Origin of the sequence: Jannaschia halovivens, from assembly GCF_046452375.1 — a bacterium.
Lineage (GTDB): Bacteria > Pseudomonadota > Alphaproteobacteria > Rhodobacterales > Rhodobacteraceae > Jannaschia > Jannaschia halovivens.
In genome coordinates, this window is record NZ_JBKFDJ010000001.1 from 1,591,624 (window position 1) to 1,616,161 (window position 24,538).

The window sequence follows — 24,538 nt, forward strand, 5'->3', positions numbered from 1 at the left end:
GCGATGCCATCCCGACCCATGCGCGCCGCGACCGCGCTCGCCCTCGTCCTGATGGCGGGGGCGGGACTCGCGTCCGACCTGCCACGCCCGCTTTCGGATACCGACTTCCTCCATGACGGGGCGCCCGGCGCCGTCATGGTCGATCTGGGGCGGCATCTCTTCTTCGACCCGATCCTCTCGGGCAACCGCAACATCGCGTGCGGCACCTGCCACGACCCGGCGCGCGGCACCGGCGACGGCATGGCACTTGGCTTCGGCGAGGGCGGCGTTGGAACGGGCCCCGACCGCACCTCCGGCACCGGTGTGACCGGGCGCGTGCCGCGCAACGCCCAACCGCTCTACAATATCGGGGCGCGCGAATACCGGACGATGTTCCATGACGGGCGGCTGGAGCCCGATCCGGAGGGCACCTTCCCCTCCGGCTTCTGGAGCCCCGCGCGCGAGACCCTGCCGGACGGCCTCGACAGCCTGCTCGCCGCGCAGGCCATGTTCCCCGTCCTCTCGCCGGTCGAGATGGCGGGCGTCACGGGCACCAATCCCGTGGCGACCGCCGTGGCCGAGGACCGGGCGGCGGACGCCTGGTCGCATCTCGCCGATCGTCTGCGCGGGATCCCGGCCTATGCTGCCGCGTTCGTGGCCGCCTTCGACGATATCGACGCACCGGGCGACATCCGCTTCGTCCACGCGGCCAACGCGCTCGCCGCGTTCCAGACGGTCGCCTTCCGCTCGGATCGCAGCCCCTTCGACGGCGCGCTGCGGGCGGGCGATCTCGCGTGGCTCGGGCCCGAGGCGGCGCGGGGCGGCCGGCTGTTCTACGGAAAGGCCGGCTGCGCCGACTGCCACGCGGGCCCGCTCCTGACCGACCACGAGTTTCACGCGATTGCCGTCCCGCAGATCGGGCCGGGCAAGGGGCATGGCGCGGACACAACCTATTTCGCCGCGTCGGGCTTTTCCGAGCGTCTCGAAGACGAGGGCCGGTTCCGAGTTACCTTCGACCCCGAGGACCTGTTCCGGTTCCGCACGCCCTCGCTGCGCAACGTGGCACTCACCGGGCCATGGGGTCATTCGGGCGCCTTCGACGAACTGGGCGCGATGGTGCGTCACCATCTCGACGCCGTGGTCTCGCTTGACGGCTACGAGGCGCCACCGCTGCCGCCGGTCGCGCGCGTCATCACCCGGCGCGGCGACGGCTCGACATTGCTCTTCCGCCCGCTCGCGCCGGCCCGGCAGGCGGCGTTCGCGGCGCGCGACGGCCACGTCCAGGCGTCGCCGCATCTGCGCGGCCGCATCGCCGAGGCCGCCGAGATCGCGCCCGTCGACCTGACCGAGACCGAGCTCGGCGACCTCCTCGCGTTTCTCGACACGCTGACCGATCCGACCGCGCGCGACCGGTCCGCGCTGATCCCGCGCCGCCTGCCTTCCGGGCTGGCCCCGCAACCCGCTCCGCCGCGTCTCCGGGCGCGGTGACCCGATGGCGGGCCGATCCGGCCCGCAGTCCCATCCCAAAAAAGGAAAACGACCATGACACGACTGAACTTCACCGTCGCCGCGTTGGCGCTTCTGGCCCCCTGCGCTGCCCCGGCCGATCCCGTTGCCACGCTGCACCTCGCGTCCGGCCTCGCGCCCTATGACGAGTCCGATCACCTGAACTTCGACTCCGGCCACGATGTCGGGCCGATCGAGCGGCTGCATCCCACCGCCGCCGAGACCGATCCGAAGGAGGATATGGCGCTGACCTTCATCTTCCATATCGACGAGGATCTGACCGAGCAGGACGTCTTCTTCGAGCGGGTGCCCGGGTCGGGCGAGGTGTTCCGGCCGACCGGCGCGACGCGCGAGATGGACGCGCCGCTCTACGCACCCGCGACGGCGGTGCCGCACACCCCGCTCCAGACCGAGAACACGGGGCCCTGGCCGCGCGGCAAAGCGCTGGGGATCACGCTGGGCGAGTGGTTCGCCGCCTCGGGCCAGGGGCGATACTCCTGCGTCGACGGCACGGGCCATGTCGAGATCCGGTTCGAGAACCTCGTGCCGGACGGGCTCTATACGCTCTGGCACGACTTCGCGATCTGGCCGCCGACCGATCCGTTCATCGGTTTCTACGACACGCCCTTTGGCGCGCGCGACGGGTCCGAGAACGCGTTCACCGCGGATGCCTCGGGCGCGGCCCACGTGGTCCGGACGATCACGCCCTGCCTCCAGCTTTCAGGCGAACAGCTCATCTCGGAGCTGGCCATCGCGTGGCATTCGGACGGCCGCACCCACGGGCCGACGCCGGGCGAGTTCTCGACCGACACCCATGTCCAGCTCTACGTCCCGTTGCCCCAGCGCGCCGGGCTCTGACCCACACCGGACGGCGCGTCTTGCGCCGCCCGGCCATACCTCTCGATCACAGGAGACCGACCAGATGGGCTCGCCCTTCATCCAACACATCATTGAGGTCCGCCCCGCCGCTAGCACGGACGCGCCGGTCCTGGCACGGCTCGCCGATCTGGCGGGCGAGGGCCTGCCACGCCATCTCTGGGCGCGCGACGCTGCGCCCGGCCAGGACCCGTTGGAGGTCGGCACGGCGCGTGCGCGGCGCGACGACGGCGCGTTCTCGTGGCCGAACGCCCGGATCGCCACATGGCACGGGGCGGCCGTCGGCGGCATCGTCGACTACGATCTCGACGACGTCGAAACGGGCCCCGACGTCCCCGCGCTTCTGGCCCCGCTGCTCGAGCTCGAGGCGCTGTCGGGCGGCACGCGGTACATCAATATCCTCGCCGTCCTTCCGCAGGCCCGCCGCCGGGGCATCGCGGCCGCGCTCATCGCCGATCTGGCCGCCCGGACGCGCAGGGACCTGTCTCTGATCGTGGCCTCGCAGAACCGCACCGCGCGGGGCTTCTACGTGGGCTCCGGCTTCGACGAGGTCACGTCGCTTGCCATGGGACCGGGCGGACCGAGGGGGCTTTCGGGCAACTGGATCCTGATGCGGCGGCCCGGCCCGGAGGCGGCCGCCGAGACCCTGCCCGCACGCGGGACGGAGGCGGTATGCGCCTGATCCATCGCACCGCGATCGCCCGCCCGCTGCCATTGGTCTGGCAGGTGCTGTCCCGCGTCGAGGACTGGCCCGACTGGACCCCGACCACACGGCATGTGCGCGGTCTGGACGGCGCCGCACTGGCCATCGGACGGCGGTTCCGCGTCCGCCAACCGCTTCAGCGCGAGCGGGTCTGGCGCGTCACCCATCTCGAGACCGGGCGGGCCTTCACGTGGTCCACGGACGGCCCCTTCGGCTTCGAAGCCCTGCACCGGCTGGAGCCGTCGGCGACGGGATGCATCTCGCATGTCGAGCTGGAGGCCCCCGACCATCCCCTGCTTGGACCGATCCTGCGGCGGATGCTTCCCGCCGCCCTTGCCGCCGAGGCGCGTGGGCTGTGCCGGATCTGTGCAACCTGTCCGGCATCCGCCCCGCCGTCCCACGCCTGACGGACGGAGATTGCCATCGCCGACCTGCCGTCATATTCATGTTAGTGAATATCGGGAGAGATCAGATGATGTTGCGCCGCGCCTTTCTTGCGACCACGGCGGCGGCCCTCGCCCTGCCCCGCTTCGCCATCGCCGAGACGGTCTTGGCGGGCGGTGCCACGCTGACGACGGTCAGCGACGGGTCGCTGGTGCTCCCGGGATCCTTCGTGTTCGAGCCGATGCCCGAGGACGAGCTGGCCGCCGTGCTCGCCGAATTCGACGTGGGAACGGAGCAGCTGACGCCCGAATGCAACCTCGCCCTGCTTCGGGACGGCGACCGGACCGTGCTCTTCGACGCCGGCGCGGGACCCGATTTCCAGCCGAGTGCCGGGCAGCTTCTCGACGCGATCGACGCGGCCGGCGTGGCGCCCGAGGATGTCACGGACGTCGTCTTCACCCACGCGCATCCCGACCACATCTGGGGCGTTCTCGACGATTTTGACGAGCCGCTCTTCTACGAGGCGACGCACCATATCGGGGCCGCCGAGCGTGCCTATTGGACCGACCCCGCGACGGTCGACACGATCGGCGAGGCGCGGGCGACCTTCGCGGTCGGCGCGGCCCGCAGGCTCGACGCCATCGCGGGTCGGCTCGTGACTTTCGACGACGGCGACGCGGTGCTGCCGGGGATCGAGGCCATCGCCTCGCCCGGCCACACGCCCGGCCACATGGCGTTCCAGGTCGGCGACGTGCTGATCCTCGGCGACGCCATCGCCAACCACCACGTCGCCTTCGCCCGCCCGGACTGGCCGGCGGGCAACGATCAGGATCCCGAGGCCGCCGCCGCGACGCGGCTGGCGCTGTTCGACCGCATCACGGCGGACGACCTGGCCATCGCGGGCTTCCACCTTCCGGGCGGCGGCATGGGCCGGGTCGAGACGGCCGCGGACGGCTACCGCTTCGTGGGCGGCTGACCCTTCGGGCCCCGGCCAAGGCGGCGGGGACCGGCGTGGAAGGTCACGGCTTCAGATAGGTGAAGCCCTGCTGTTGCAGGTAGGAGAGCTGTGCGACGCCCGAGGGCACGATGTCCTCCTCCCAGACATCGTAGAGGTCGTCCTCGTAGCTGATCTCGCGCCCGCGCAGGGTGTTCGCGCAGACCTGGAACGTCACACCCTGGCCCTTGAGCGAGGCGACCATGCCTTGCAGACGCTCGTTCTCCTTGGCGGCGGCCAGAAGGCCCAGCCCGTTGCCGTGCATCACCACGACCAGTTCGACATTCTCCTCGCCGACCGCGTTGATGTGGTTCTGCGCGTTGCGCATCGCGCCCATATAGGCGCGGTCGCCCTCACCGCCGTTTCCGTTGACGTGGTAGGCGATCTTCTGGGGTGCGTAGCTCTGCTGCGCGGCCTCCTGCGCGTGGGTCACCACGGGGATCGCAAAGGTCGCGAAGGCGGCGAGCGCGCCGACAAGCATGGTTCTCATTCTCTCTCCTCCAGCATGGCCCGGACATCCGGGCGGTCGTTATTCGGTGGCTTCGGTCACGATCCCTTCCAGAAGCGCGTTGACGGGCGCCATGCTCTCCTCGGCATAGACGCGGCGGCCGACCAGCGTCTCGCCCCCGATCTCGGCGACGAAGATGCCGTAGGGACAATGCGAGACATTCATCGGGTCGGCCTCCATCACCTCGCGGCTGATGGTCGCCGAGCAGAAGACGAAGATCTGCGCGTCCTCGCCCACCGGCGATGGGCCGAGGTCAAGGTCGGCGCCGGTGCGGGTCATCATCTCTCCGACATGGCTGACGAAATCGATCACGAGGCCCTGTCCGACAATGGCGTTTTCGACGGCGAAGGCCGCGTCCCCGACATCGCCGTCGAAGACGACCGTCGCGGCCTCCTGCGCATGGGCGGCGACCGTCATCAGGGTGGCGGCCCCGGCGATTGCGAACTGGCGTATCATCCTCGTCCCTCCTCGTATGATGCGCGCCCCGGGGATCGGGGCGCGCGGCGCTGTCGATCAGGCGCCGAACATGTCGGCCACGATCCCGGAATACCAACCGAGGCTCTCCTCGTAGGTGGCCTTGCGCGTTGCGGAATCCTCGCCCGTCTGGCTGATGAAGCTGTCGATCGACGCGATCTTCTCGGGCGTGGCCTCGTAGGTGGCGCCGACCTTGACGCCGTCCTCGGCCGAGATGAGTGACCAGCAGGTGTTCGAATACCGCGCCGGGAACACCGCGCTGCCGGTCAGCGCGCCGCGCACCGCGTTGGCACAGACCTTGGCCTGGCTGTTGGCCGAGAACCCCGATTTGGGCATATCGCCCTGCTGCGCGGCGTCGCCCAGAACGTAGACATCCGCATCGGCCTTCGACGACATGTCGGCGGCGTTGACCGGCGCCCAGTTGCCATCGGTGACCCCCGCCATGTCGGCGATGCGGCCTGCCTTCATGGCCGGAATGACGTTGCAGACATCCACATCCTCGGTCGCGCCGTCGATATCGACCGTCATCGCGGCCGGATCGACCGACACGTTCTCGCCGCCGAAATCGGGTCCGAGGCGGTCGATCATGCCGGGGTAATGCGTGTTCCAGCCCTCCTCGAAGAGCGCCTGCTTGGAGAACTTCTCCTTCGGGTCGACGATCAGGATCTTGGCCGTCGGGTTCCGCTCCTTGAGCATATGCGCGACCATCGACACCCGCTCGTAGGGGCCCGGCGGGCAGCGATAGGGGTTCGGCGGGGCGACCATCGCGAAGGTGCCGCCTTCGCGCATGTTCTCGAGCTGCGACTTCAAAAGCTCGGTCTGGCTTCCGGCCTTGTAGGCATGCGGCATCAGGTTCTGGACCGAGACGTCCCAGCCGGGCACCGCGTCCTCGACGAAATCGATGCCGGGCGCGATGATCAGCTTGTCGTAGGGCAGCGACGCGCCGCCGGCGAGTGCCACGGTCTTGGCGTCGCGGTCCACGTCGACGGCCCAGTCGTGGATGACGTTGATCCCGTGCGTGCCCGCCAGCGTGCCGTAGGTGTGGCCGAGGTCGTCCATCTCCTGGAAGCCGCCGAGATAGAGGTTCGAAAAGTAGCAGGTGAAATAGGTCCGCGACGGCTCGACCAGGGTGACGTCGATGGCGCCGTCGCTGTCCTTGGCGATGTAGCGGGCCGCCGTGGCGCCGCCCGATCCGCCGCCGATCACGACGACGCGGGGCTTGCCGTGGCCATCTGCGCGGAGCGCGGGCGCGGCCAGCAGGCCGCCCGTGGCCGCAATGCCACCGAGAACGAATCTACGCTTCATGGATAATCCTCCCAAGGTTACGCGCGTCCGCCCGAGTCTGCGTTACTCCTGCGTCGCGAAATAGGCGGCGAGGGCCGCCATCTCCTCGTCGCCCAACCGGGCGACGATCATCTGCATCGGGCCGTGTTCCCGTTCACCCGTCTTATATGCCGTCAGCACGTCCACGAATACGTCCTCGTCCCACCCGGTGATCAGCGGCACGCCGCCCGTGGCCTCGGTCTCACCAACAAGGTGACAGGTCGTGCATTCGCCCGCGAGATATTCGCCGTAGGCCGGGTCCCCCTCGGCGCGCGCACCGACCGCGGGCGCGGTCAGGACGAGCGACAGGAGCGCCGCGCGGATCATTCGGGGAAGGTCCCGAGATAGGCGATCAGGGCCGCGATATCGGCCTCGTCGCGCACGCCGCGATAGGTCATCTTGGTGCCCGGCATGTAGTCGCGGGGCGCCACGAGGAAGGCCGTCAGCTCGGCCTCGCCCCAGACCAGCCCGTCCTCGGCCATCTCGGTCAGAGCCTTGGAATAGCGGAACCCCTCGATGGCACCCGCCGGGTGCCCGACGATGCCGTTGAGCACCGGGCCGGTGCGGTTCTTGGCATCCGCGCCCACCTGGTGGCAGGTCTGGCACTGGCGGAACGCGCGCTCGCCGGCGGCGACCAGTTCGGGATCTGGTTCGGTCGCCGTCGCGGCCAGCGGGGTGGCATCCGCCGCGCCTTGGTCGGCCTCGGACGCTGCCGCGACCTCGACCGCCGCATCGGCTTCGGTGACGCCGCTATCGGTGCCCGTCGCCGCCGCCTCGCGGGCCTTCCGCGCCGCCTCGTCCTCGGGGGTCACGTCGACCACCGCCGCGCGGCCCGTGATCTCGACCGCGTCGCGGCAGTTCTCCATGCAGGGCTCGCGCGTGAACTCTGCGTATTCCGTCTCGGCGCGATCATCCATGTAGAACGCGTCCTGATTGGGCATCTCGAACCCGGCCAGCGTCTCGCGGTCGAGCACGAAATCGTCGTCCACGAGGTCGTTGAGATAGAGGAGATACGCCGTCACCGCATAGACGTCGTCATCGGTCAGGGTCTGCGCCTGTCCGAAGGGCATCGCGCGGTGGACGTAGTCATAGACCGTCGAGAGATAGGGCCAGTAGCTGCCGATCGTCTTGACCGGGCGGTCGCGCGTCAGGCTGCCCTGTCCGCCGGCCAGCACGGGCCAGCGGTCGATCGCCTCGCCGAAATCGCCATGGCAGGACGCGCACAGACCGATATAGAGCTCCTCGCCCGTCCAGACGTCGCCCGATCCCTCGGGCAAACCCGCGCCGTCGGGGCGGATGTCGATGTCCCAGGCGGCGATCTCGTCCGGCGTCGCCGCGCGACCGAGGGTAGAATAATCCTGCGCCAGAACCGGCGCGGCGATCAGCGCCAGGGCGGCGGTCAGCTTAACCGATTTCGACATTCTCGGCCTCCCCGCGTGCGTCGACGGCCCAGGTCTGGATGCCGTTGTTGTGGTAGATCGAGTTCTTGCCCCGGACCGCGCGAAGCTCGTCCTTGGTGGGCTGGACGTAGCCGGTGCTGTCCTGCGCGCGGCTTTGCAGCAGAAGCGGCGAGCCGTCCCAGTCGAACTCGTAGTAGAAGCGGTGCATGGACTTGTCCAAGCTCGGCCCGTCCATCCGCGCCGCGTGCCAGTTGATGCCGCCATCCAGCGTCACGTCGACCCGCGGGATCGTGCCATGCCCCGACCACGCGACGCCGGTCAGGACGGTCGGTCCCGGACCGTGGGTGATCGGCGCCTGCGGGCTGGGATTGGTGATGACGGACTTGGCATCCATCGCCCACGTGAAGCGGCGCGCGTCGCCGTCGGCCAGGAGATCGGTGTATTTCGACGTCTCCTCGCGGTGGTGCCAGGGCTGGTCGCCGACCTCGATCCTGCGCAGCCACTTGACCCACATGTTCCCTTCCCAGCCCGGCACGACGAGGCGGACGGGATAGCCCTGTTCGGGCCGCAGCCGTTCGCCGTTCATGTGCGTGGCGATCATGCAGTCGTCGAGCGCCTTCTCCATCGGGATCGAGCGGGTCATCCCCGACGCGTCCGCCCCCTCGGGCAGGATCCACGTCCCGGCATCCTGCACGCCGGCGGCGTTCAGCACGTCGCGCAGCATCACGCCGGTATACATCACGTTGTGGATCATGCCGTGGGTGAACTGGCAGCCGTTGAGCTGCGCCCCGCGCCATTCCATCCCGGAATTGGCGGCGCATTCGAGGAAGTAGACCTTGTTGTGCCGCGGGAACCGCGCGAGGTCCGCCATCGTAAAGACCAGCTCGCGATCCACGAGGCCGTTGATCATCAGGCGGTGCTCCGCCGGATCGACCTCGGCCACGCCCGCGTGATGGCGCTCGAAGCAGAGGCCGTTGGGCGTGATGATCCCCTCCATCTCGTGGAGCGGGGTGAAGTTGACCGAACTCACGGGATCGGCGGTCAGCCATTCGACGTTGCGACGCTTCACATGGGCCTCGAACGGGGACGGCATCCCGTAGGGCCGCGCGTCCACGCCATCGCCGTTATACTGCATCCACGGCTGCAGTTCGGTGATCGCGGGGTCGCCCTCGGCGCGGGCGGCGAGGCCCGTCGCGGCAGCGGCGCCACCGGCGGCCATGGCCCCCAGCAGGGCGCGGCGGGTCGGTCCGGGTCGATCGGTCATGGGCGGCTCTCCTTTCGGTCCGTTCGGGTCATCCGGTGACGACCTGCACGCTGTCGTTGGGCGCGACGGATACGGTGCCTTCGCGCTTGATATAGCTTTCGACCACGTCCCATATGGGCGGGCCCTCGACCTCGGGGTTCACGCTGGCCCAGCCCGCGACCGCATAGCTGCGCGCGGGGTCGACCGCCTCGCCGGTCTTCAGCACCGTCATCTCGGTGATGCGGCTCCCCTGCGGCTGGCGGATGTCGATCCGGTAGCCCATGCCACCCACCCGAACCATGTCGCCGCCCTGCTGGTAGTAGGGGTCGGGATGGAAGAGGTTGTCGGCCACGTCCTCGAGGATGGTGTGGAGCATCTCGCCGGTCATCTCGGTGCGATACGCCTCCGGATAGGACATCGCCGTGACATTCATCAAATCCTCGCGGGTAATGTCCTGCTCGGGCAGAACACTGGCCCCCCAGCGGAAACCCGGACTAAGCGCGATATCCGCCTCCCGCTCCTCCAGAAGCGCCTTGCAGATCAGGTCGTCCCAGGTGCCGTTGAAATTGCCGCGCCGGTAGAGAAGCGAGTCCGTCTTGCCCAGGACCTCGGTCAACTCGGACTGGAAGGGCGCGCGCTGCGCCTCGACCAGCGCCGTCATCTCCGGGTCGGGTGCGATCACGTCCGAGAAGATCGGAATCAGCTTGTGGGCCACGCCCTTCACCTCGCCGTCCCGCACGTCGAGATCGAGGCGGCTGACGAATTTGCCGTGGCTTCCGCTCGCGATCAGGTGCGTGCGACCGACCAGCAGAGGCTCGGGCAGCGCATCGTGGGTGTGACCGGTCAGGATGATGTCGATGCCCGGCACGTTGGCGGCCATCCTGCGGTCCACGTCGAAGCCGTTGTGGCTGAGCACGACCACCGCTTCGGCGCCCGCGTCGCGCGCCTCCTGCACGACCTCGGCCATCCGCTCCTCGCGCACGCCGAAGCTGAGGCCGGGGAAGAGATAGCCGGGATTGGCGATGGGCATGTAGGGGAAGGCCTGACCGATGACGGCGATCTGGACGCCACCCCGCTCGAACATCTGATAGGGTTCGTAGGCCGGCTCGTCCCATTCGGCGTCGAAGATGTTGGCGCCGAGGAAGGGATGGTTGATCTCGTTCTCGACGATCTCGGTGACGCGGTCGATGCCCAGCGTGAACTCCCAATGCGAGGTCATCGCATCGGTGCCCAGCGCATTGAATACCTCGACCATGTCGCGGCCTTCGGTTCGCAGCGCGGTCAGGCTGCCCTGCCACGTATCGCCGCCGTCGAGCAGCAACGCATCGGGCCGATCGGCGCGGATGGCGTTGACCACCGTGGCGATGCGGTCGGCCCCGCCCATGCGGCCATAGCCGCGCGCCAGGGCCGTGAAATCGGGATAGGAGAGCGCGTACTGCGACGGGCTGTCGGCGGCGATGCCGTAGCGCGCGAGGAAGTCGGCGCCGGTCAGGTGCGGCGGCTGGCCCTCGGCCTCGCCGACGCCGAGGTTGATCTCGGGCTCGCGGAACCAGACCGGCACGAGCTGGGCATGGATGTCGGTGACATGGATCAGCGTGACGTTCCCGGACGTCTCGAAGGACAGAAGGTCGTCCTGGGTCATCGCCTGCTGCGCGGCGAGGCGGGACCAGTTGCCGAAGGCGCCCGCGCCGTAGATCGCGGAGGTCGCCATGGCCACCTGAAGGAAATCGCGGCGTGAGATCATCGCCTCTCTCCATTCACATTCGCAAACTTGCATGTTTGCGGAAAGAAAAGGGCCCGCCTGCCGATACCGGCGGGCGGGCCCGAGGGTTCAGTTTCGGACGCTGGGGCCTTCGACCGAGAGGCCGTTGCCGCGCGACGCGACATAGAGTTCCAGCGCGATCAGCTCGGGCGAGCCCACGTCGAACGTCGCCGCCCGCGTGTCCCGGATGCAGCCCCGGAAGCGGGAATGCGTGCCGTTCAGCTTGGTGTTCTTCAGGCGGTAGACCGGGAAGCCGTTGGTCTGACCCTGGCTCAGGTGATCGGCGCGGATCATGTTGCCGTAGTTGTCTTCGTGGCAATTCGCACAGGACAGTTCGAGCTGGCCGAAGCGGGTGTAGTAGATCTCCTTGCCCTGCTCCCAGGTCGACTGCGCGGGCCCGTCGATGGCGACGTTCACAGGCATGCCGCGGCTCTGCGAGGTCAGAAGCGCGGTCATATCCACCGCTGCCCCCTTGTCGTAGGGCAGCGCCTCGGCACCCATACGCTCGGTGCGGCATTCGTTGACCTGCATGGTCAACGTCTGCACCTCGCCCGCGGCCTCGTCCCACTTGGGATAGGTCGCGCTGACACCCGCCATCGTCTCGACGTCGCCGTGGCACGAGGCACAGCTTTCGCCCTCGGTCCCCGCGACCTCGTCCCAGGCGTCGATCGCGTTCTCGACGCCCAGCATGCCGGGGTTGTCGAAATCGTCCATCTGCACGGCCTGCGTCTCGTCCGAGCGGAAGCGCCAGCCCGAGTAGATCGTGGACATCGCGCCTTCCAGATGCGCGGGCGCCGCGGCCTCGGTGACCATCTCGATCTCGCCGTTGACCACCAGCTTGTCCTCGTCCGGCTCGGCCCATGCGGCACCCCCGGCCAGCGCGGCCATGGCCGCGGTCAGCATCAGTTTCTTCATGTCGTTCCTCCCTTCCCTCGCGGGATGATCGGCGCGGCCCCTCCCGAGGGCCGCGCGTCGTGCCCTGCGGTCAGGAGACCGTGATGGCCTTCTCTTCGGTGTAGACGCTGCCGTCATCGTCGTACCACGTGAAGACGAATGTCCCCGACGCGGGCACGGTGGCCTCGAACTCGAAATACGGATTGGTCGAGATCGCGGGCTCCAGCGTGACGTCGATGACGTTCTCGCCTTCGAAATCCACCGTGAAACGGTTGATGATCGAGCGCGGGATCGTGTTCCCGTCGTCATCCTTGCGCTGCCCGGATTCCATCGTGTGGGAAATCAGGGTCTTGATCTGGATCGCCTCGCCGGCCGACGCCTCCTTGGGGACGCGGACGCGGGGTTTGACGCCATCTGCCATGTGTCTTCTCCTTGTCCTTGGTTCAGCCGCCGCAGCCGCCGATGGTGACCTTCACCTCGGCGGAGGCCTGCACGAAGCTGCCGTCCTGCATCTTGGCGATCGCGATGACGTCTTGCGTCCCTGCGAGGCGGATGCGGGTCGAGGCCGCCTGGCTTGCCGCCAGCGGGCCGAAGTTGAACGTGCCGACATCGGGGTTCGGATTGCCCGCCGCCAGCAGCATGATCGATGCCGCACCGGGGGCCGAAACCTCGATCGGGACCGTGTTGCCGTTCTCGGCGATCTCGGGGGCGGTCAGGGTGATGCCGCCGCTGCCGACCTCGGCGCCGCCGGTGAAGGCGGCGATCGCCTCCTCGGTGCTGGCCGCGCGGGCGGGCATCGGCAGGGCCGTCAGCGCGACCGCACCTACGCCCAGCATCAACGCGTCGCGTCGTGTGAGTTGCATCTCAGCTCTCCTTCAATGTCATCAGATAGGCCACGACGTCCTCGACCTCCTGCGCGGTCAGCAGCGGGGCCAGTTCGCCCTCCGCGGCCTTGCCGGTATAGGCGTCGCCGGGCCGGATGTAGCCGGTGGTCTTGTAGAAGGACGGCATCATCGTGCCGTCGAACATCATCTTGGCGTTGGCCACGATGCCGCGCAGGTCGGCTTCGGTCCAGCGGTCCGCCACGCCGTCGAGCATCGGCCCGATCTCACCGTGGAACCCCAGCGCCTCCAGTTCGGTGACGGCATGGCACGCGATGCAGTTGCCCGCGCCCTTGTTCATCAGCAATTCGCCATTGGCGACATCGCCCGGCGCGCCCGTCAGCGACGCGGCGATCGCGCCGTACTCGTCGAACTCGACATCTCCCGGTGCCACGACATCCGCAGCGAACGCGGTCGTGGCGCATATCGCGGACGCGATGATGCCCAGTGCAGTGCGTTTCATGAAACCTCCCATTGGTCGTCCTCCGCCCCGAGGCTAAGTCACGGAGCCGTGATCTGGCAAGGACGAATGCATAAATGTGAATATCTTGCCCGTCAGCCCTCGGCCAGCTTGCGCGCGTGATAGGCCTGGAACGGCTCGTCGCCGTCATAGCCGTGCTCCAGCACCCAAGTCAGCATGTTGCGCGTCGTGCCCGGACCGAACGCGCCGGGAATCGTCGCGACGGCCGCGTCCTCGGCGGTGACGCCCTCGGGCACCTCCTCGGGGAAGAAGACGAGCGTGGGCGTGAAGTTCAGGCCCCATTTGCGCACAGCATCCTTCTCGGCCAGCGCCTCGCCGTCGAAATCGGTGACCTCGACATCGCCGAACATGTTGAGCTGAATGACGAAGTAATCGTCGGCCAGCATCGCGGCGATGTCCTCCTCGACGAAGACCTCCTCGTGCATCTTGGTGCAGTAGATGCAGCCGCGCTGCTCGACGATCACCATGAGGCGCTTGCCCGCGTCGTTCGCCTCGGCGAGGTCCTCGCGCAGATCCTTGAACGTGTCGACCATCCAGGGCGCCTTGTGCAGCCCGTCATCCCCCAGCTCGGCCGCGGGCGCGGCGAAGGCCAGGCAGGTGGCCAGAATTGCGATCAGGTGTCTCATGTCGTCCTCCTCTCAGCCGATGGCCGGCCAGAACTGCAGCATCCAGAATGCGATCACGTTCATCATGTTGGTCGCGATCAGAATGGCGAAGACCACGAGGAACGCACCCATGGCCTTCTCGATCTTGGGCAGGTGACGCCGGAACCCGCGCATCCAGCGCATGAACGGCCCGACGAAGGCGGCCGCCACGACGAAGGGCGCGGTCATGCCCACCGCGTAGGCCAGAAGCAGGATCATGCCCTGCGACACGCTCTCCTGCGCGCCCGCCATGAACAGGATCGCCGCCAAAACCGGCCCGACGCAGGGCGTCCAGCCGAAGGCGAAGGCCAGCCCGATCACGTAGCCCGCGACAACGCCGCCCTTCGATTCGCCCCCCGAGGCGCCTTGCCCGAACGAGCGATAGAGAAGCCCGATCTTCAGCACCCCGAGAAAGTGCAGCCCCATCAGCAGGATGATCCCCGCCGCGACCCAGCGCAGCACGTCGAACCAGTCGCGCACGATCTGCCCGAAGGCGGTGGCCGTGGCCCCCAGCCCGACGAAGATGGTCGCAACCCCCGCGGCGAAAGCGATGGCCGAGAGAACGGCCCGCCGCCGCGTGCCCGGCGGAAGCTCATCCGCCTCCAGCACCTGCACCGAGCCGCCCGCGAGATAGGACAGGTAGAACGGCACCATCGGCAGGATGCAGGGCGACAGGAAGGACAGGAGCCCCGCCAGGACCGCGCCCGCGATGGTCACGTCGAACATGATGCGCCTCCCCGCGCGGCACGAAGGGATCTTCTTGCCGCACGGACATATTCAAATTATGTGTTATGAAATGCAACAGATGTTCCGCGCCGCACTGATCGGCCTCTGGGCCGTGCTGCCGTCGCTTGCCGCGGCGCAGGTCGAGTTGATCATGGGCGAGGAGGCGGGCTGCATCTGGTGCGCCCGCTGGGACGCCGAAGTGTCGCCGGAATACCCGCTGACCGCCGAGGGGCGCGCTGCCCCGCTGCGCCGGGTCGACATCCACGACCCCTTGCCGGACGACCTGCAACTCGACAGCCGGATGCGGTTCACGCCGACATTCATCCTCGTGCATGACGGGGTCGAGATCGACCGCCGCGAGGGTTATCCGGGCGAGGATTTCTTCTGGCCGGTGCTGGGACAGATGCTCGACGCTGCCGCCCGCGACATCCCCGAACTGGACGGGTGGCGCGATGGACGGTAACAGCGCCCCTATGCGCCCCTCCGGCACGGGGGGCGCCCGATGCGAGCCAGACGAGTATCCGACCATGGCCCTTCCGGTCTTCGGCCCCGACACCTGCGAGGACGATCTCGATCGCATGCTCGAGAACGCGACCGCCGCGTCGAACTTCCTTAAGGCGATCAGCCACGAGGGACGCCTGATGATCCTGTGCCACCTCGCTTCGGGCGAGAAATCCGTCACTGAGCTCGAAACCCTGCTCTCCGCGCGACAGGCCGCCGTCTCGCAGCAGCTCGGGCGCTTGCGGCTCGAAGGGCTGGTGCAGCCCCGGCGCGAGGGCAAGACGATCTACTATTCCTTGACCGACGGTCGCGCGATCCGGATCATGGATGTCGTCTACGACCTATTCTGCCGGTCGGAAGACGGGCACGCGCGGAAACCCTGACCGGCGGCCCAACGGGGAGGATCGGGGCATGTTGATCGACTGGATCGACGAGAGCCATGCGATGGCGCTCGTCGGATGTGCGGGGGGACTGCTCCTGGGCCTTGCGGCGCGCCTCGGGCGGTTCTGCACGCTGGGCGCGATCGAGGACGTCATCTATGGCGGCTCGTGGATGCGGGCGCGGATGTGGGGCGTCGCCTTGGGCGGTGCGATCGTCCTGACCTTCGCCGCCGACGCGCTCGGGTTGGCCGATCCCCTGCGCTCGATCTACCTCGCCGGTCCGTGGTCGCCCGCCGCCGTCATCCTCGGCGGCCTCCTCTTCGGCTACGGCATGGCCATCGCGGGGAATTGCGGCTTCGGCGCGCTGGCGCGGCTGGGCGGCGGGGATCTGAGGTCCTTTGTGATCGTCCTCGTCATGGGACTGTCGGCCTTCGCGGTCATGTCGGGCCCCTTTGCCCATCTGCGCGTGGCGCTCTTCCCCGGCGCGACCGGTGGCGGCCCGCAAGGCATCGCACACGCGCTCGCGGCGGCGACCGGCCTCGCGCCCGCCTGGCCCGGCATCGCCATCGGCCTGGCCATCCTCGGCGCGGCCCTCTGGGACCGGACGTTCCTGCGACAGGGCACCGCGCTCGCCGCGGGGGCCGCCGTCGCCTTCGCCATCGCCACCGCCTGGATCGGCACGAGCTGGATCGCGGCCAACGGCTTCGCCGCGACGCCGGTCGTGTCGCACACCTTCGCCGCCCCCTTGGGCGGCACGATGCTCTGGCTGATGACCGCGAGCGGCACATCGTTGAACTTCGGCGTCGGCTCGGTCGCGGGCGTGCTGTTTGGCGCCTTCGCAGGCAGCCTTTTGCGCGGTCACTTCCGCTGGGAGGCCTGCGAGGACCCGCGCGAGCTTCGGCGCCAGATCGGCGGCGCGGTCCTGATGGGCGTCGGCGCCGTCCTCGCCATCGGATGCAGCGTGGGCCAGGGCCTCTCGGCCGCCTCGGTGCTCGCATTCTCTGCGCCGCTCGCGATCCTCTCGATCCTTGCCGGGGCGGCGATCGGCCTGCGCCAGCTCATCACCGGGTTCCAGACCGGCTGACCGCAGCACGATCCCCCGCTGACACGGCTTGACGTCGGCGTCGCGGGCGGGCGTGATGGCCCCGGCCCTTCGACGGCCGCGCCGCAGGACAAGGACGACCCGATGATCTTCAGACCCGCACTGGCCGCAGCCGCACTGGTCCTCTTCGCCGCCGGAGACGCGACGGCCCATTCCAAGACCGACGCCCACACCCCCGCCGACGGGGCCACCGTGGCCGAGGCCCCTCTGATCGCGATGGATTTCGACGCACCGATGCGTGTCATCGCCATCGAGTTGACCCGCGAGGGCGACGCGGTCGAACTCGAACGCGCCACGGGGATGGAGCCGGTCACGCGCTTCGAGGCCGCGCCAGCCGAGGGTCTGGGCCCCGGTGCCTACCGTGTCGACTGGCGCGGGATGAGTGCCGACGGGCACCCGATGCAGGGCGAGTTCGGCTTCACCATCGCCGAGTGATGGACGGCCTCGCCCCGGTCGACGGGCTCGCCCTCGTCGCGGTCGCCGCCAAGGCCGCGGGCTACGGCGCGGCGCTTCTGGCGATGGGCGGCGCGCTCTTCGTCCTCGTGTTCCGCCGCGATGCGGACGACGCCACGCTCCGCTGCGCGCGCCAAATGGCCGCGCTCGCCGCGGCGATCGGGCTGGCCGTGCTGGCCCTTCGCTTCGGGATCCGGGCGGCGCGCATCTCGGGCCTCGGCTTCACGGGGGCCACGGACCCGATGATGCTCAGCTTCGTCTGGTCGAGCCCGCTGGGCACCGCCGCGATCTGGCGCGCGCTGGGCGAAGCGGCGATCCTCGTGATCCTTCTGCCGGGGGCGCTCGGCCGCACCCTTCCCACGTTCGGCGCGGTCGCGGTCGCGATCTCCTACGCGCAGGTCGGGCATACCCTGGGCAATCCGCGCGCGCTGCTGGCACCGCTTCTGGTGCTGCACCTGCTCGCCGTCGCATTCTGGATCGGGGCGCTGGCGCCCCTTCACCGCGCGGCCCGGTCGTCCTCTGGCGCGGCCCTGCTCGAGCGCTTCGGCCGGATCGCGGGGGGCGTCGTAGCACTTCTGGCGGTGGGGGGCGTCGGGCTCGGCTGGCTTCTCTCCGGGGGCATCTCGGCTCTCTTCGGGACGGCTTACGGGCTGGGACTGCTCCTCAAGGTCGGGGCCGTCGCGGCCCTTCTGGGGCTCGCGGCGCTGAACCGCTGGCGGCTGGTGCCGGCCTTGCGCGCGGGCCAGGCGGGCGCGGCCCCGGCGCTGCGCCGGTCGATCGCCACCGAGGGCGCGATCGTCCTTCTGATCCTGATCGCGACGGCGGCGATCACAACGATCACGACCCCGCCCGCGAATCTCTGACCGGGCCGCCCTATTCCGCCGCGACGAAGGTCAGGATGGGCCAGGTGTCGTCCCGGATCGCGGTGCGTGCGAACCAGCCCGTCGCATCCCCGAACCGTGCCCCGCACCAGAGCCCGTCGGTCGTCGTCAGGCAGGTGTCCACCGTCACGGTCGATCCCGTGGGCACGACGCCGATCACCCCGGCATCGGCGCGGGGCTGGGACCTGACGTTGAGGTTCACGAGCGTTTCGATCCGCGCGGGCCCTTCGTCGCCGGGGGCCGGGCGGGCCATGGATTCGGGCGTGGCGCAGGTGCTGGTGAACCCGCGGAAGATACAGCGATAGGTGGTGATCGCCTCGCGGATACGGCGGCTGTTGGCGTCTCCCTCTGCCCGCTCCAGGATCAGCGGCCCGGCATTGCCCCCGAGTTCGCCCGTGATGCGGAACTGCGTCCCTCCGAGCAGGGCCACGGTCGCATCGGTCGCGTTGGTCAGACGGATCTGGCCGTCGGCAATGGTCCAGCCCGTGGCGGTCGAGACCGGCGGGCGGCAATCCTTCGTGGAGACGCCGCGGCGCCCGTCCGCCGCCGCCTCGGGCGCAAGTTCGACCGTGCAGCTTCCCCCGGTCGACGTGCCGGGATCGAAGCTGAACCAGATCCCCGAGAAGGCGTCGGCGAATCCGCCCTCCTCCTGCGCGACGGCGGGCGCGGCCAGCGCGGTCGCCAATGCGAAGCCGAGGATCGTGGCGCGACGGGGGAGCAATGCCATCGTCATAGCGACCCTCACGGCCCGATATTCAGGGTGAGGTCGGTCCGCGCGGCAACCGCCCCGTCTCGCGAGATGACGAGCGATGCCGCGAGCGCGGTGCCGCCGCCCACATTGACCGAGGTCTGGGAGAATTGGCCCCGGCCGTCCGCGCCGATGACCACCTCGGTGGTCTGCGAGGTGCGCACGTTGTTCGAGCCGCTTCGCCGCTGCAACGTGACCTCGCCGCGCACGGTCTCGCCCGGCGGGCCGGAGACGTAGCTCGTGACGACGACGACTTCGCCGTCGCGCTCGAGATCGATATGGGGGATCGCCGTCACATCGCCCATCGCGGCCGTGCAGAGCGCCGCCACGCCCAGGGCCAGCGCTCGACCCGCCCCGCGCAGGCCCCGGATCATGGCCCGCCGAGAACGGTCGTGGTGATGTTCACGGCACCAGCATTCGAGAAGACGGCGACGCTGCCGCCTTCGGTTGCTGCGAGGGGTCCAGGGCCGAGTCCGTTGCCGACGAGGGTGAAGGACACGTTCGTATCGGCCCCGCTCACCACAAGGCCCAGATCGTTGTCGTTGCCGCGCTGAACCAGCGTGCCGGACGCATTCGTGCCGCCGACCGTCAGGGCTCCGGTGTTGCCGACGCCGTCCTGAAGGATGGTGCCGGAGCTGTTGGTGCCGTCGAGATTGATGACCCCGGTATTGTCGGACCCAAGCTGTTCCAGCGACGCGAAAAGCGACTGGCCGTCGGCATTGATCGTGGCGGTGTTGTTGAACGCAGTGTCGGTGGCGCCGCCCTGCGAGAAGAGAACGGTGACATCCGTGCCCGCGACGTTGATGTCGGCCGCGTTCCCCGATCCGGTCTGGCGCGCGGGGGCGAGCCCGTCGACCGATCCGGCGATACGGGTGTTGGTGCCGCCCGACTGATCGATGCTCAGGGTGTTGCGCGCGCCCGTCCCGCCCGTGCTGTCCTGCACGAGAAAGAGCGTGTTGCCGTCCGCGGCGGCGAGGCCCGGAAGGGCAAGGCAGAAAACGGCCAGAACGCGGCCTTTACCGATAACCATGGAATCCCCCATTTCCCCGCAACTACCACGAGGATTGGCGCACGCTCAAATTATTTCCTGCTCCGGTCTGGCGGAACACAACCGTCTGGCCTTGTCCCGACTGGGCGATGATGGCGCGATTGGCGGTGCCGGTGATTGCCCCCGTCACCGACTGGCCCCGCCCCGACTGGACGATATCGAAGAGGTTCGACTGTCCCGCGACATCGAGCACGACGCTGTGCGAAAGCCCGGTCTGAACGATCAACCCTTCGGCCGGCCCAGCGGCGCCGATGTCGGGGCGCGCCGCGGATCGCGAGCGTCGGGTGACCACCGTGACGCGACTCGCCTCGGCCTCGACGATGCGAAGGGTGTTCGCTTCGGGCGCGGCATGTCGGATCAGTACGTTCTCGTTCGCCTCCCCGGCCGGGGCCGAGAGAGCCACGACGCAACAGGCGGCGAGCAGATGTCGGACGCGGACCATGGGCGATCTCCGATCCCGTGGTGGGAGAATCGCAGCGTAGGCATCAGGTGTTAATCCTTCGTTGCCGCGCGCGGATCGGTTCGGGCACTTCGCGCGACCGTGGCGCGGTCAGCCCACCACGTCCGCGGCATGGGGCGTATCGGGCGGCAACCGGGGCGCAGGTGTCTGAACGGCGGGTGCTGCGGGTTCGAGCCGACGTTCAATCACCGGGGCGACCGCGCGGGCGCGGCGACGGGCGGGCACCGTCTCGGGGATGCGTGTCGCGCTGGCCGTGGTGTCGGGACGGGCGGGGGACGCGCCCGTGGCGGGCACGTTGCCGTCGAACTTCTGTCCGACATAGCCGGTCACGTAGGCCTGCCCGGCGCTCGTGTCGGCAAAGCTCCAGATGCCGGCCATCGACCCTTCGGCGATCAGCGCCATCACGGCCTTCTCGACGGCCTGCTCGACCGCGATCTGCTTGGGTTCGTTGACCGCGCGGCCGGCCTCGCCCTCGAGGATCTCGTCGAGCGCGACGTAGGTGAAGATGTTGCCCTGTTCCGAAATCGAGGCCAGCGGCTTGCGCACGACGACGCTGGCCAGCACCTCGCTCGTCTCGACCGACACGGCCTTGAGCGACACGGTCACGACGTCGATCTTGTAGCGGCGATTGGCGCCGATCCCGAGATAACGCGCGCCGACGCCGCCGGTGACGGTGTTGGTGTCGTAGCCGACGATGGCGCCGTCGATCAGGATGCCGGAATGGTCGAGCGGCCCAAGTACCGAGGGGCTGATATTCTGCTCGCCCCGATAGATGCGGCGCATCTCGGTGATGATCTGGCGCTCGCGCACGAGGTTGTCGAGATTGGAGCGGTCGAGCACGCTGAACCAGCGCCGGTCACCGGCATCCTGCAGCGCCTTGATCAGGACGGCCGCGCCGCCCTGGGTGACGGCCCGCGACAGGTTCTGGCCGGTGGTCGATTCCTTGTACTGCCCCGTCAGGTCCGGCATCCCGTAGACCGACACGGTGACCCGGTGCGTCGGGAATGGCACGGCGCGGAGCGCGCGGTTCTGGGCCGTGATGTCGCCGACCGATGCGAGATACTGGCTCTCGTACGAATCCTCGAAGTGGAAATTGCACGCGGACAGGCTTGCGATGGCCGCGACGGCCACGCTGATCGATCTCAATCTGTGGAACACTTTACGGTCCTTTTGATTTACTGCTCGTGCTGCGTTCGGCGGGCCTGGCCCGTCCGCGCGGCATCCTCTTGTTCTATTATCCGGTGACGAGTTGCGGGACGACGATCTCCGTGACGGTGCCGTCGAGGGCATCGGTGATGACGAGGCGGATCTCGCCGACCGTGCGGACGAACTCCACGGTCGTCGTGCCGAAGACGACCGTCCCGCTGTCGCTGGGCGTGTCGCCGAAGATCGCGTCGGTGACCTGGCCCGCGAGCGCCGAGAGAAGCCGCCCCTCCAGCTGCCGTACGAACAGGTCGGCGTTGCTCGAGCCGGGCGCGTCGATCCCGCCGCCGCCGAACCCGCCGCCGCCGCTGGTCGCGTCGCGGGCCGTCGCCTCGCGCTGCGCGCTCGCGGTCGAGAGCAGGTAGGTCGAATTGAGGGGGTTGCCGCCAAAGGACGGGTTCACGGGCGTATAAACGATATCCTGCGCGACGACCGGACCGGCCATCAGGCCGGCCGCAAGGGCAAGGGCGGTTCGATACGTCATCACTCACTCCTCCAACCGCGCATCACGCGAATCTGTCGTTAACACTTTCCCCTTCGATCAGAGCGTAATTCCGCCGATGCGACAATCTTGACTTACCCACAGGCAACCGGATTCCCCTGTCCGTGCCCAATCGGCCACCACCCGGACACCTGTGCGCAGATGACCGCCCGCCGATTGATCCCAGTAAAGAAACGGTTTTGCGGTCTTTTGCCCTTTGTCGGGCAGCGCGAACAAGCACCCCCTGTCCCGCCGTAGGAATGCGACGCGATTGCGTTTCAAATGCAGCAAAAGGTTGACGGTCGGTTAACGCGCGCGGCATGAAGTGAGACATCGGCGTGTTCTTGCCGATACTGCGAACGGATGTTCGCGTGTGAGTGTTTGCAGGTTTCCGCGCCAGTTGGAGTACGGCGCCCGCCCCCCGGACAACCCCGCGTGGAAATGGGGCCATGACCGGGTCGACGGACGGCCTTCGGGTCGGGTCACCGAAGGTACCGGCGGGACCGGATGCGTTGCAGGACGCATCGCCACGATCCCGCCGGGTTGTTCGACCGACGCGGGCGACCCCCGCCGTCACACCCCCGAAGCGCGGACGCAGATCCGGCGCACGGACCCGAGGCAAATCGGACAGGACGTGAATTCGTCCGGGTCGCGTATCCGGATATCGTGACCTTGTGGGGACTTTATGAATAACAGATTTCTTACCGCCTCGATCCTGGCCCTGTCGGTCGGATCGGGCGCTGCCATGGCGGACAACAACTTCGTGCTGTTCGACCAGATCGGGAACGGCAACGACGCGTTGATCGACCAGGACGGCGACAACAACGCCTTCGGCGGCAATGTCGGCAGCTACGAAGGGCCGATCGCCTCGATCAACAACGCGGTCCAGTCCGGCAACGGCAATGATCTCGACCTGACCCAGACCGGGAACGGCAACCTCGTCGGCGTCAGCCGCCGCGGCAACGGAAACGGGTTCGAACAGCTCGGCGACGGCAACCGCGCCCGGATCGAGCAGACCAGCTTCGAGAACATCGTCAACAACGTCAGCCAGGACGCAACCGCAGGCGGCGGAAACGTCCTCGTGATCCGTCAGGGCTCGACGACCACCCCGCCGAACCCGGTCAGCGGCAATCTTGACCGGACGGGCAACACGCTGATCAGCGTCGAGCAGACCAGCACCGGGGCCAACGGCAACCGCGCCCGCATCACGCAGTCGGTCGAGGGCGCAGCACCCAACAACCGCAATCGCAACCGCATCGGTGGCCGCCTCGGGCGCGCGACCCAGATCGAGATCTTCGGTGACACCGCGCTCAACGGCAAGAACCACGGCGTCGAGCAGTATGGCGACGACAATGACGTCACCGCGGTCCAGCGCGGCGCGGACAACCTGTTGATCACGGCCGCGCAATGGGGTGTCGGCAACGACATGGATCTCCGCCAGATCGGCAACACGAACTACATCGTGACCGCCGAGCAGGTGGGCGATAACAACGATGCGCGCATCCGGGTCCGCGGCGACCGGAACGGCAATTTGGGCTTTGGCCAGACCTGGGCGCTGCTCTCCGGCGCGGGCGCGTCGTCCATGCTCCAGATGGGCAACGGCAACTTCGTGGATTACGACGCCCGCGGCGACGACAACGATTTCGGTTTCGTTCAGATCGGTGACAACAACACCGTCGGGTCCGTCATGGTCGTCGGAGACGGCAACGAGACGGGCATCAGCCAGACCGGCGACAACAACATCGCCTCGATCGCACCCATCGTCGGAGACGACAACGATATCGGCATCCTTCAGTTGGGCGACGCGAACATGGCGGACGTGGTCATGGACGGCGGCAGCAGCCGCAATTCGTTCGGGATCGGCCAGTTCGGCAACAACCACGTCGCCAACCTGAGCATCGACGGCAACGACAACGGCGAGGGTCTGTTCAGCGGCGACGCGGCCAGCGTCGGCGTTCCGTCGGGCCTGATTCTGCAGGGCAATCTCGGAGGGGTCGGCAACGTCTTCGACGGCGAGATCACCGGCAATCGCAACGTGTTCGGCGCGGTCCAGCTCGGTGAGGGCAACGACATCGACGCGACGGTCACCGGCAACCGCAACCAGTTCGCGGTCGTGCAGTTCGGCGATGCCAACGTCGCGCAGTTCAGCCAGATCGGGAACAACAACAATCTCGGCATCACGCAGTAAGCGATGCCGGGCCGGGCGGAAAATTCCGCCCGGCCCACACGCCGCCCGAACAGGCGCGCGACGACAACCTCCTTGGCAATTCGAACTTCGAACCGTCGCGCTCTAGCGGTCTGCGACCGGTCCCGTGCGGCGCGCGACGTCGAGTGCCTGACCCAGCGCCTCTGCATCCCCGAGATGGTTGGCGAGGATCAGGATCAGCCGCGCGTTCAGTGCGTGGACCGCGTCCGTCTCCAACCCGTCATGCGCCGCCAGAAGCGCCGCGTAGAACGCGTCCGGGTCGTCGATATTCGGGGTCACGATCAATTCTGCCATCGC

31 protein-coding genes are annotated in these 24,538 nt (G+C 68.4%); 11 read left to right on the forward strand and 20 right to left on the reverse strand.

Annotated features, from left to right (window positions below; translation table 11 throughout):
* The first annotated feature begins 3 nt into the window (after nt 1-3).
* The 5 genes from ACK8OR_RS07955 to ACK8OR_RS07975 all read left to right on the forward strand — a co-directional run bounded on the left by ACK8OR_RS07955 (nt 4) and on the right by ACK8OR_RS07975 (nt 4,424).
* A complete protein-coding gene (locus ACK8OR_RS07955; RefSeq protein ID WP_410188879.1) occupies nt 4-1,467 on the forward strand; it encodes a cytochrome-c peroxidase in 1,464 nt (487 codons plus the stop codon).
* 54 nt (nt 1,468-1,521) lie between these two features.
* Entirely contained in the window at nt 1,522-2,343 is an 822-nt protein-coding gene (locus tag ACK8OR_RS07960; protein WP_410188880.1) for a hypothetical protein, read from the forward strand.
* Between the two features lie 64 nt (nt 2,344-2,407).
* Nucleotides 2,408-3,043 carry a GNAT family N-acetyltransferase gene (locus ACK8OR_RS07965; RefSeq protein ID WP_410188881.1) on the forward strand — a complete coding sequence of 212 codons (636 nt, stop codon included), beginning with the start codon at nt 2,408-2,410 and terminating at the stop codon, nt 3,041-3,043.
* A complete protein-coding gene (locus tag ACK8OR_RS07970; RefSeq protein ID WP_410188882.1) occupies nt 3,034-3,471 on the forward strand; it encodes an SRPBCC family protein in 438 nt (145 codons plus the stop codon). The genes ACK8OR_RS07965 and ACK8OR_RS07970 overlap by 10 nt, the downstream gene beginning before the upstream one ends.
* A 65-nt stretch (nt 3,472-3,536) precedes the next feature.
* The gene (locus ACK8OR_RS07975; protein WP_410188883.1) at nt 3,537-4,424 is read left to right on the forward strand and encodes an MBL fold metallo-hydrolase; all 888 of its coding nucleotides are present in this window, start codon (nt 3,537-3,539) and stop codon (nt 4,422-4,424) included.
* Nucleotides 4,425-4,467: 43 nt separating this feature from the next.
* On the opposite strand, the gene ACK8OR_RS07980 is transcribed toward ACK8OR_RS07975, so the two are convergent.
* The 13 genes from ACK8OR_RS07980 to ACK8OR_RS08040 form a co-directional block, all read right to left on the reverse strand.
* Nucleotides 4,468-4,932 (reverse strand): DsrE family protein, encoded by a 465-nt coding sequence (locus ACK8OR_RS07980; protein ID WP_410188884.1) that lies wholly within the window; start codon nt 4,930-4,932, stop codon nt 4,468-4,470.
* Nucleotides 4,933-4,971: 39 nt separating this feature from the next.
* Nucleotides 4,972-5,406: a DUF302 domain-containing protein gene (locus ACK8OR_RS07985; protein ID WP_410188885.1), complete on the reverse strand. Its 435-nt coding sequence runs from the start codon at nt 5,404-5,406 to the stop codon at nt 4,972-4,974.
* Between the two features lie 57 nt (nt 5,407-5,463).
* Nucleotides 5,464-6,729, reverse strand: coding sequence for an FCSD flavin-binding domain-containing protein (locus ACK8OR_RS07990; RefSeq protein WP_410188886.1), 1,266 nt, complete (start codon nt 6,727-6,729; stop codon nt 5,464-5,466).
* A 42-nt stretch (nt 6,730-6,771) separates the two neighbouring features.
* Nucleotides 6,772-7,074: a c-type cytochrome gene (locus ACK8OR_RS07995; protein ID WP_410188887.1), complete on the reverse strand. Its 303-nt coding sequence runs from the start codon at nt 7,072-7,074 to the stop codon at nt 6,772-6,774.
* The gene (locus ACK8OR_RS08000) at nt 7,071-8,168 is read right to left on the reverse strand and encodes a c-type cytochrome (RefSeq protein ID WP_410188888.1); all 1,098 of its coding nucleotides are present in this window, start codon (nt 8,166-8,168) and stop codon (nt 7,071-7,073) included. Before ACK8OR_RS08000 ends, ACK8OR_RS07995 begins: the two co-directional genes overlap by 4 nt.
* Nucleotides 8,152-9,411, reverse strand: coding sequence for a sulfite dehydrogenase (gene soxC, locus ACK8OR_RS08005; protein ID WP_410188889.1), 1,260 nt, complete (start codon nt 9,409-9,411; stop codon nt 8,152-8,154). The genes ACK8OR_RS08000 and soxC overlap by 17 nt, the downstream gene beginning before the upstream one ends.
* 28 nt (nt 9,412-9,439) lie before the next feature.
* Nucleotides 9,440-11,134, reverse strand: coding sequence for a thiosulfohydrolase SoxB (soxB, locus tag ACK8OR_RS08010; protein ID WP_410188890.1), 1,695 nt, complete (start codon nt 11,132-11,134; stop codon nt 9,440-9,442).
* An 87-nt stretch (nt 11,135-11,221) separates the two neighbouring features.
* Entirely contained in the window at nt 11,222-12,067 is an 846-nt protein-coding gene (soxA, locus tag ACK8OR_RS08015; protein ID WP_410188891.1) for a sulfur oxidation c-type cytochrome SoxA, read from the reverse strand.
* Nucleotides 12,068-12,137: 70 nt separating this feature from the next.
* Nucleotides 12,138-12,467, reverse strand: a complete 330-nt coding sequence (soxZ, locus tag ACK8OR_RS08020; protein WP_298435304.1) for a thiosulfate oxidation carrier complex protein SoxZ — start codon at nt 12,465-12,467, stop codon at nt 12,138-12,140.
* Between the two features lie 22 nt (nt 12,468-12,489).
* A complete protein-coding gene (gene soxY / locus ACK8OR_RS08025; RefSeq protein WP_410188892.1) occupies nt 12,490-12,909 on the reverse strand; it encodes a thiosulfate oxidation carrier protein SoxY in 420 nt (139 codons plus the stop codon).
* A 1-nt stretch (nt 12,910) separates the two neighbouring features.
* Entirely contained in the window at nt 12,911-13,390 is a 480-nt protein-coding gene (gene soxX / locus ACK8OR_RS08030; protein WP_410188893.1) for a sulfur oxidation c-type cytochrome SoxX, read from the reverse strand.
* A 92-nt stretch (nt 13,391-13,482) separates the two neighbouring features.
* Nucleotides 13,483-14,034 (reverse strand): thioredoxin family protein, encoded by a 552-nt coding sequence (locus ACK8OR_RS08035; RefSeq protein WP_410188894.1) that lies wholly within the window; start codon nt 14,032-14,034, stop codon nt 13,483-13,485.
* A 12-nt stretch (nt 14,035-14,046) separates the two neighbouring features.
* Entirely contained in the window at nt 14,047-14,778 is a 732-nt protein-coding gene (locus ACK8OR_RS08040) for a cytochrome c biogenesis CcdA family protein (protein WP_410188895.1), read from the reverse strand.
* 79 nt (nt 14,779-14,857) lie between these two features.
* Between ACK8OR_RS08040 and ACK8OR_RS08045 the strand changes: the two genes are divergently transcribed.
* From ACK8OR_RS08045 to ACK8OR_RS08065, 5 genes are all read left to right on the forward strand, one after another.
* On the forward strand, nt 14,858-15,241 hold the full coding sequence (locus tag ACK8OR_RS08045; protein ID WP_410188896.1) for a hypothetical protein: 384 nt from the start codon (nt 14,858-14,860) through the stop codon (nt 15,239-15,241).
* Between the two features lie 64 nt (nt 15,242-15,305).
* Nucleotides 15,306-15,662 (forward strand): ArsR/SmtB family transcription factor, encoded by a 357-nt coding sequence (locus ACK8OR_RS08050; protein ID WP_410188897.1) that lies wholly within the window; start codon nt 15,306-15,308, stop codon nt 15,660-15,662.
* A 31-nt stretch (nt 15,663-15,693) separates the two neighbouring features.
* Nucleotides 15,694-16,743, forward strand: a complete 1,050-nt coding sequence (locus tag ACK8OR_RS08055; RefSeq protein ID WP_410189879.1) for a YeeE/YedE family protein — start codon at nt 15,694-15,696, stop codon at nt 16,741-16,743.
* 102 nt (nt 16,744-16,845) lie between these two features.
* Complete coding sequence (locus ACK8OR_RS08060) at nt 16,846-17,196, forward strand: copper resistance CopC family protein (RefSeq protein WP_410188898.1); 351 nt, start codon at nt 16,846-16,848, stop codon at nt 17,194-17,196.
* The gene (locus ACK8OR_RS08065) at nt 17,196-18,077 is read left to right on the forward strand and encodes a copper resistance D family protein (protein WP_410188899.1); all 882 of its coding nucleotides are present in this window, start codon (nt 17,196-17,198) and stop codon (nt 18,075-18,077) included. Before ACK8OR_RS08060 ends, ACK8OR_RS08065 begins: the two co-directional genes overlap by 1 nt.
* A 10-nt stretch (nt 18,078-18,087) precedes the next feature.
* Here the strand turns inward: ACK8OR_RS08065 and ACK8OR_RS08070 are convergent, their stop codons facing one another.
* The 6 genes from ACK8OR_RS08070 to ACK8OR_RS08095 form a co-directional block, all read right to left on the reverse strand.
* Entirely contained in the window at nt 18,088-18,828 is a 741-nt protein-coding gene (locus ACK8OR_RS08070; protein ID WP_410188900.1) for an SH3 domain-containing protein, read from the reverse strand.
* An 8-nt stretch (nt 18,829-18,836) separates the two neighbouring features.
* Nucleotides 18,837-19,217 (reverse strand): hypothetical protein, encoded by a 381-nt coding sequence (locus ACK8OR_RS08075; RefSeq protein WP_410188901.1) that lies wholly within the window; start codon nt 19,215-19,217, stop codon nt 18,837-18,839.
* Nucleotides 19,214-19,873 carry a hypothetical protein gene (locus ACK8OR_RS08080; RefSeq protein ID WP_410188902.1) on the reverse strand — a complete coding sequence of 220 codons (660 nt, stop codon included), beginning with the start codon at nt 19,871-19,873 and terminating at the stop codon, nt 19,214-19,216. The genes ACK8OR_RS08075 and ACK8OR_RS08080 overlap by 4 nt, the downstream gene beginning before the upstream one ends.
* A 22-nt stretch (nt 19,874-19,895) precedes the next feature.
* Complete coding sequence (locus ACK8OR_RS08085) at nt 19,896-20,333, reverse strand: curlin repeat-containing protein (RefSeq protein ID WP_410188903.1); 438 nt, start codon at nt 20,331-20,333, stop codon at nt 19,896-19,898.
* Between the two features lie 108 nt (nt 20,334-20,441).
* On the reverse strand, nt 20,442-21,497 hold the full coding sequence (locus ACK8OR_RS08090; protein WP_410188904.1) for a CsgG/HfaB family protein: 1,056 nt from the start codon (nt 21,495-21,497) through the stop codon (nt 20,442-20,444).
* A gap of 88 nt (nt 21,498-21,585) precedes the next feature.
* The gene (locus ACK8OR_RS08095; protein WP_410188905.1) at nt 21,586-22,038 is read right to left on the reverse strand and encodes a curli assembly protein CsgF; all 453 of its coding nucleotides are present in this window, start codon (nt 22,036-22,038) and stop codon (nt 21,586-21,588) included.
* Between the two features lie 682 nt (nt 22,039-22,720).
* Here ACK8OR_RS08095 and ACK8OR_RS08100 point away from each other — a divergent pair.
* A complete protein-coding gene (locus ACK8OR_RS08100) occupies nt 22,721-24,223 on the forward strand; it encodes a hypothetical protein (protein WP_410188906.1) in 1,503 nt (500 codons plus the stop codon).
* 102 nt (nt 24,224-24,325) lie between these two features.
* On the opposite strand, the gene ACK8OR_RS08105 is transcribed toward ACK8OR_RS08100, so the two are convergent.
* The gene (locus ACK8OR_RS08105; RefSeq protein WP_410188907.1) at nt 24,326-24,535 is read right to left on the reverse strand and encodes a DUF2783 domain-containing protein; all 210 of its coding nucleotides are present in this window, start codon (nt 24,533-24,535) and stop codon (nt 24,326-24,328) included.
* Nucleotides 24,536-24,538 lie beyond the last annotated feature (3 nt).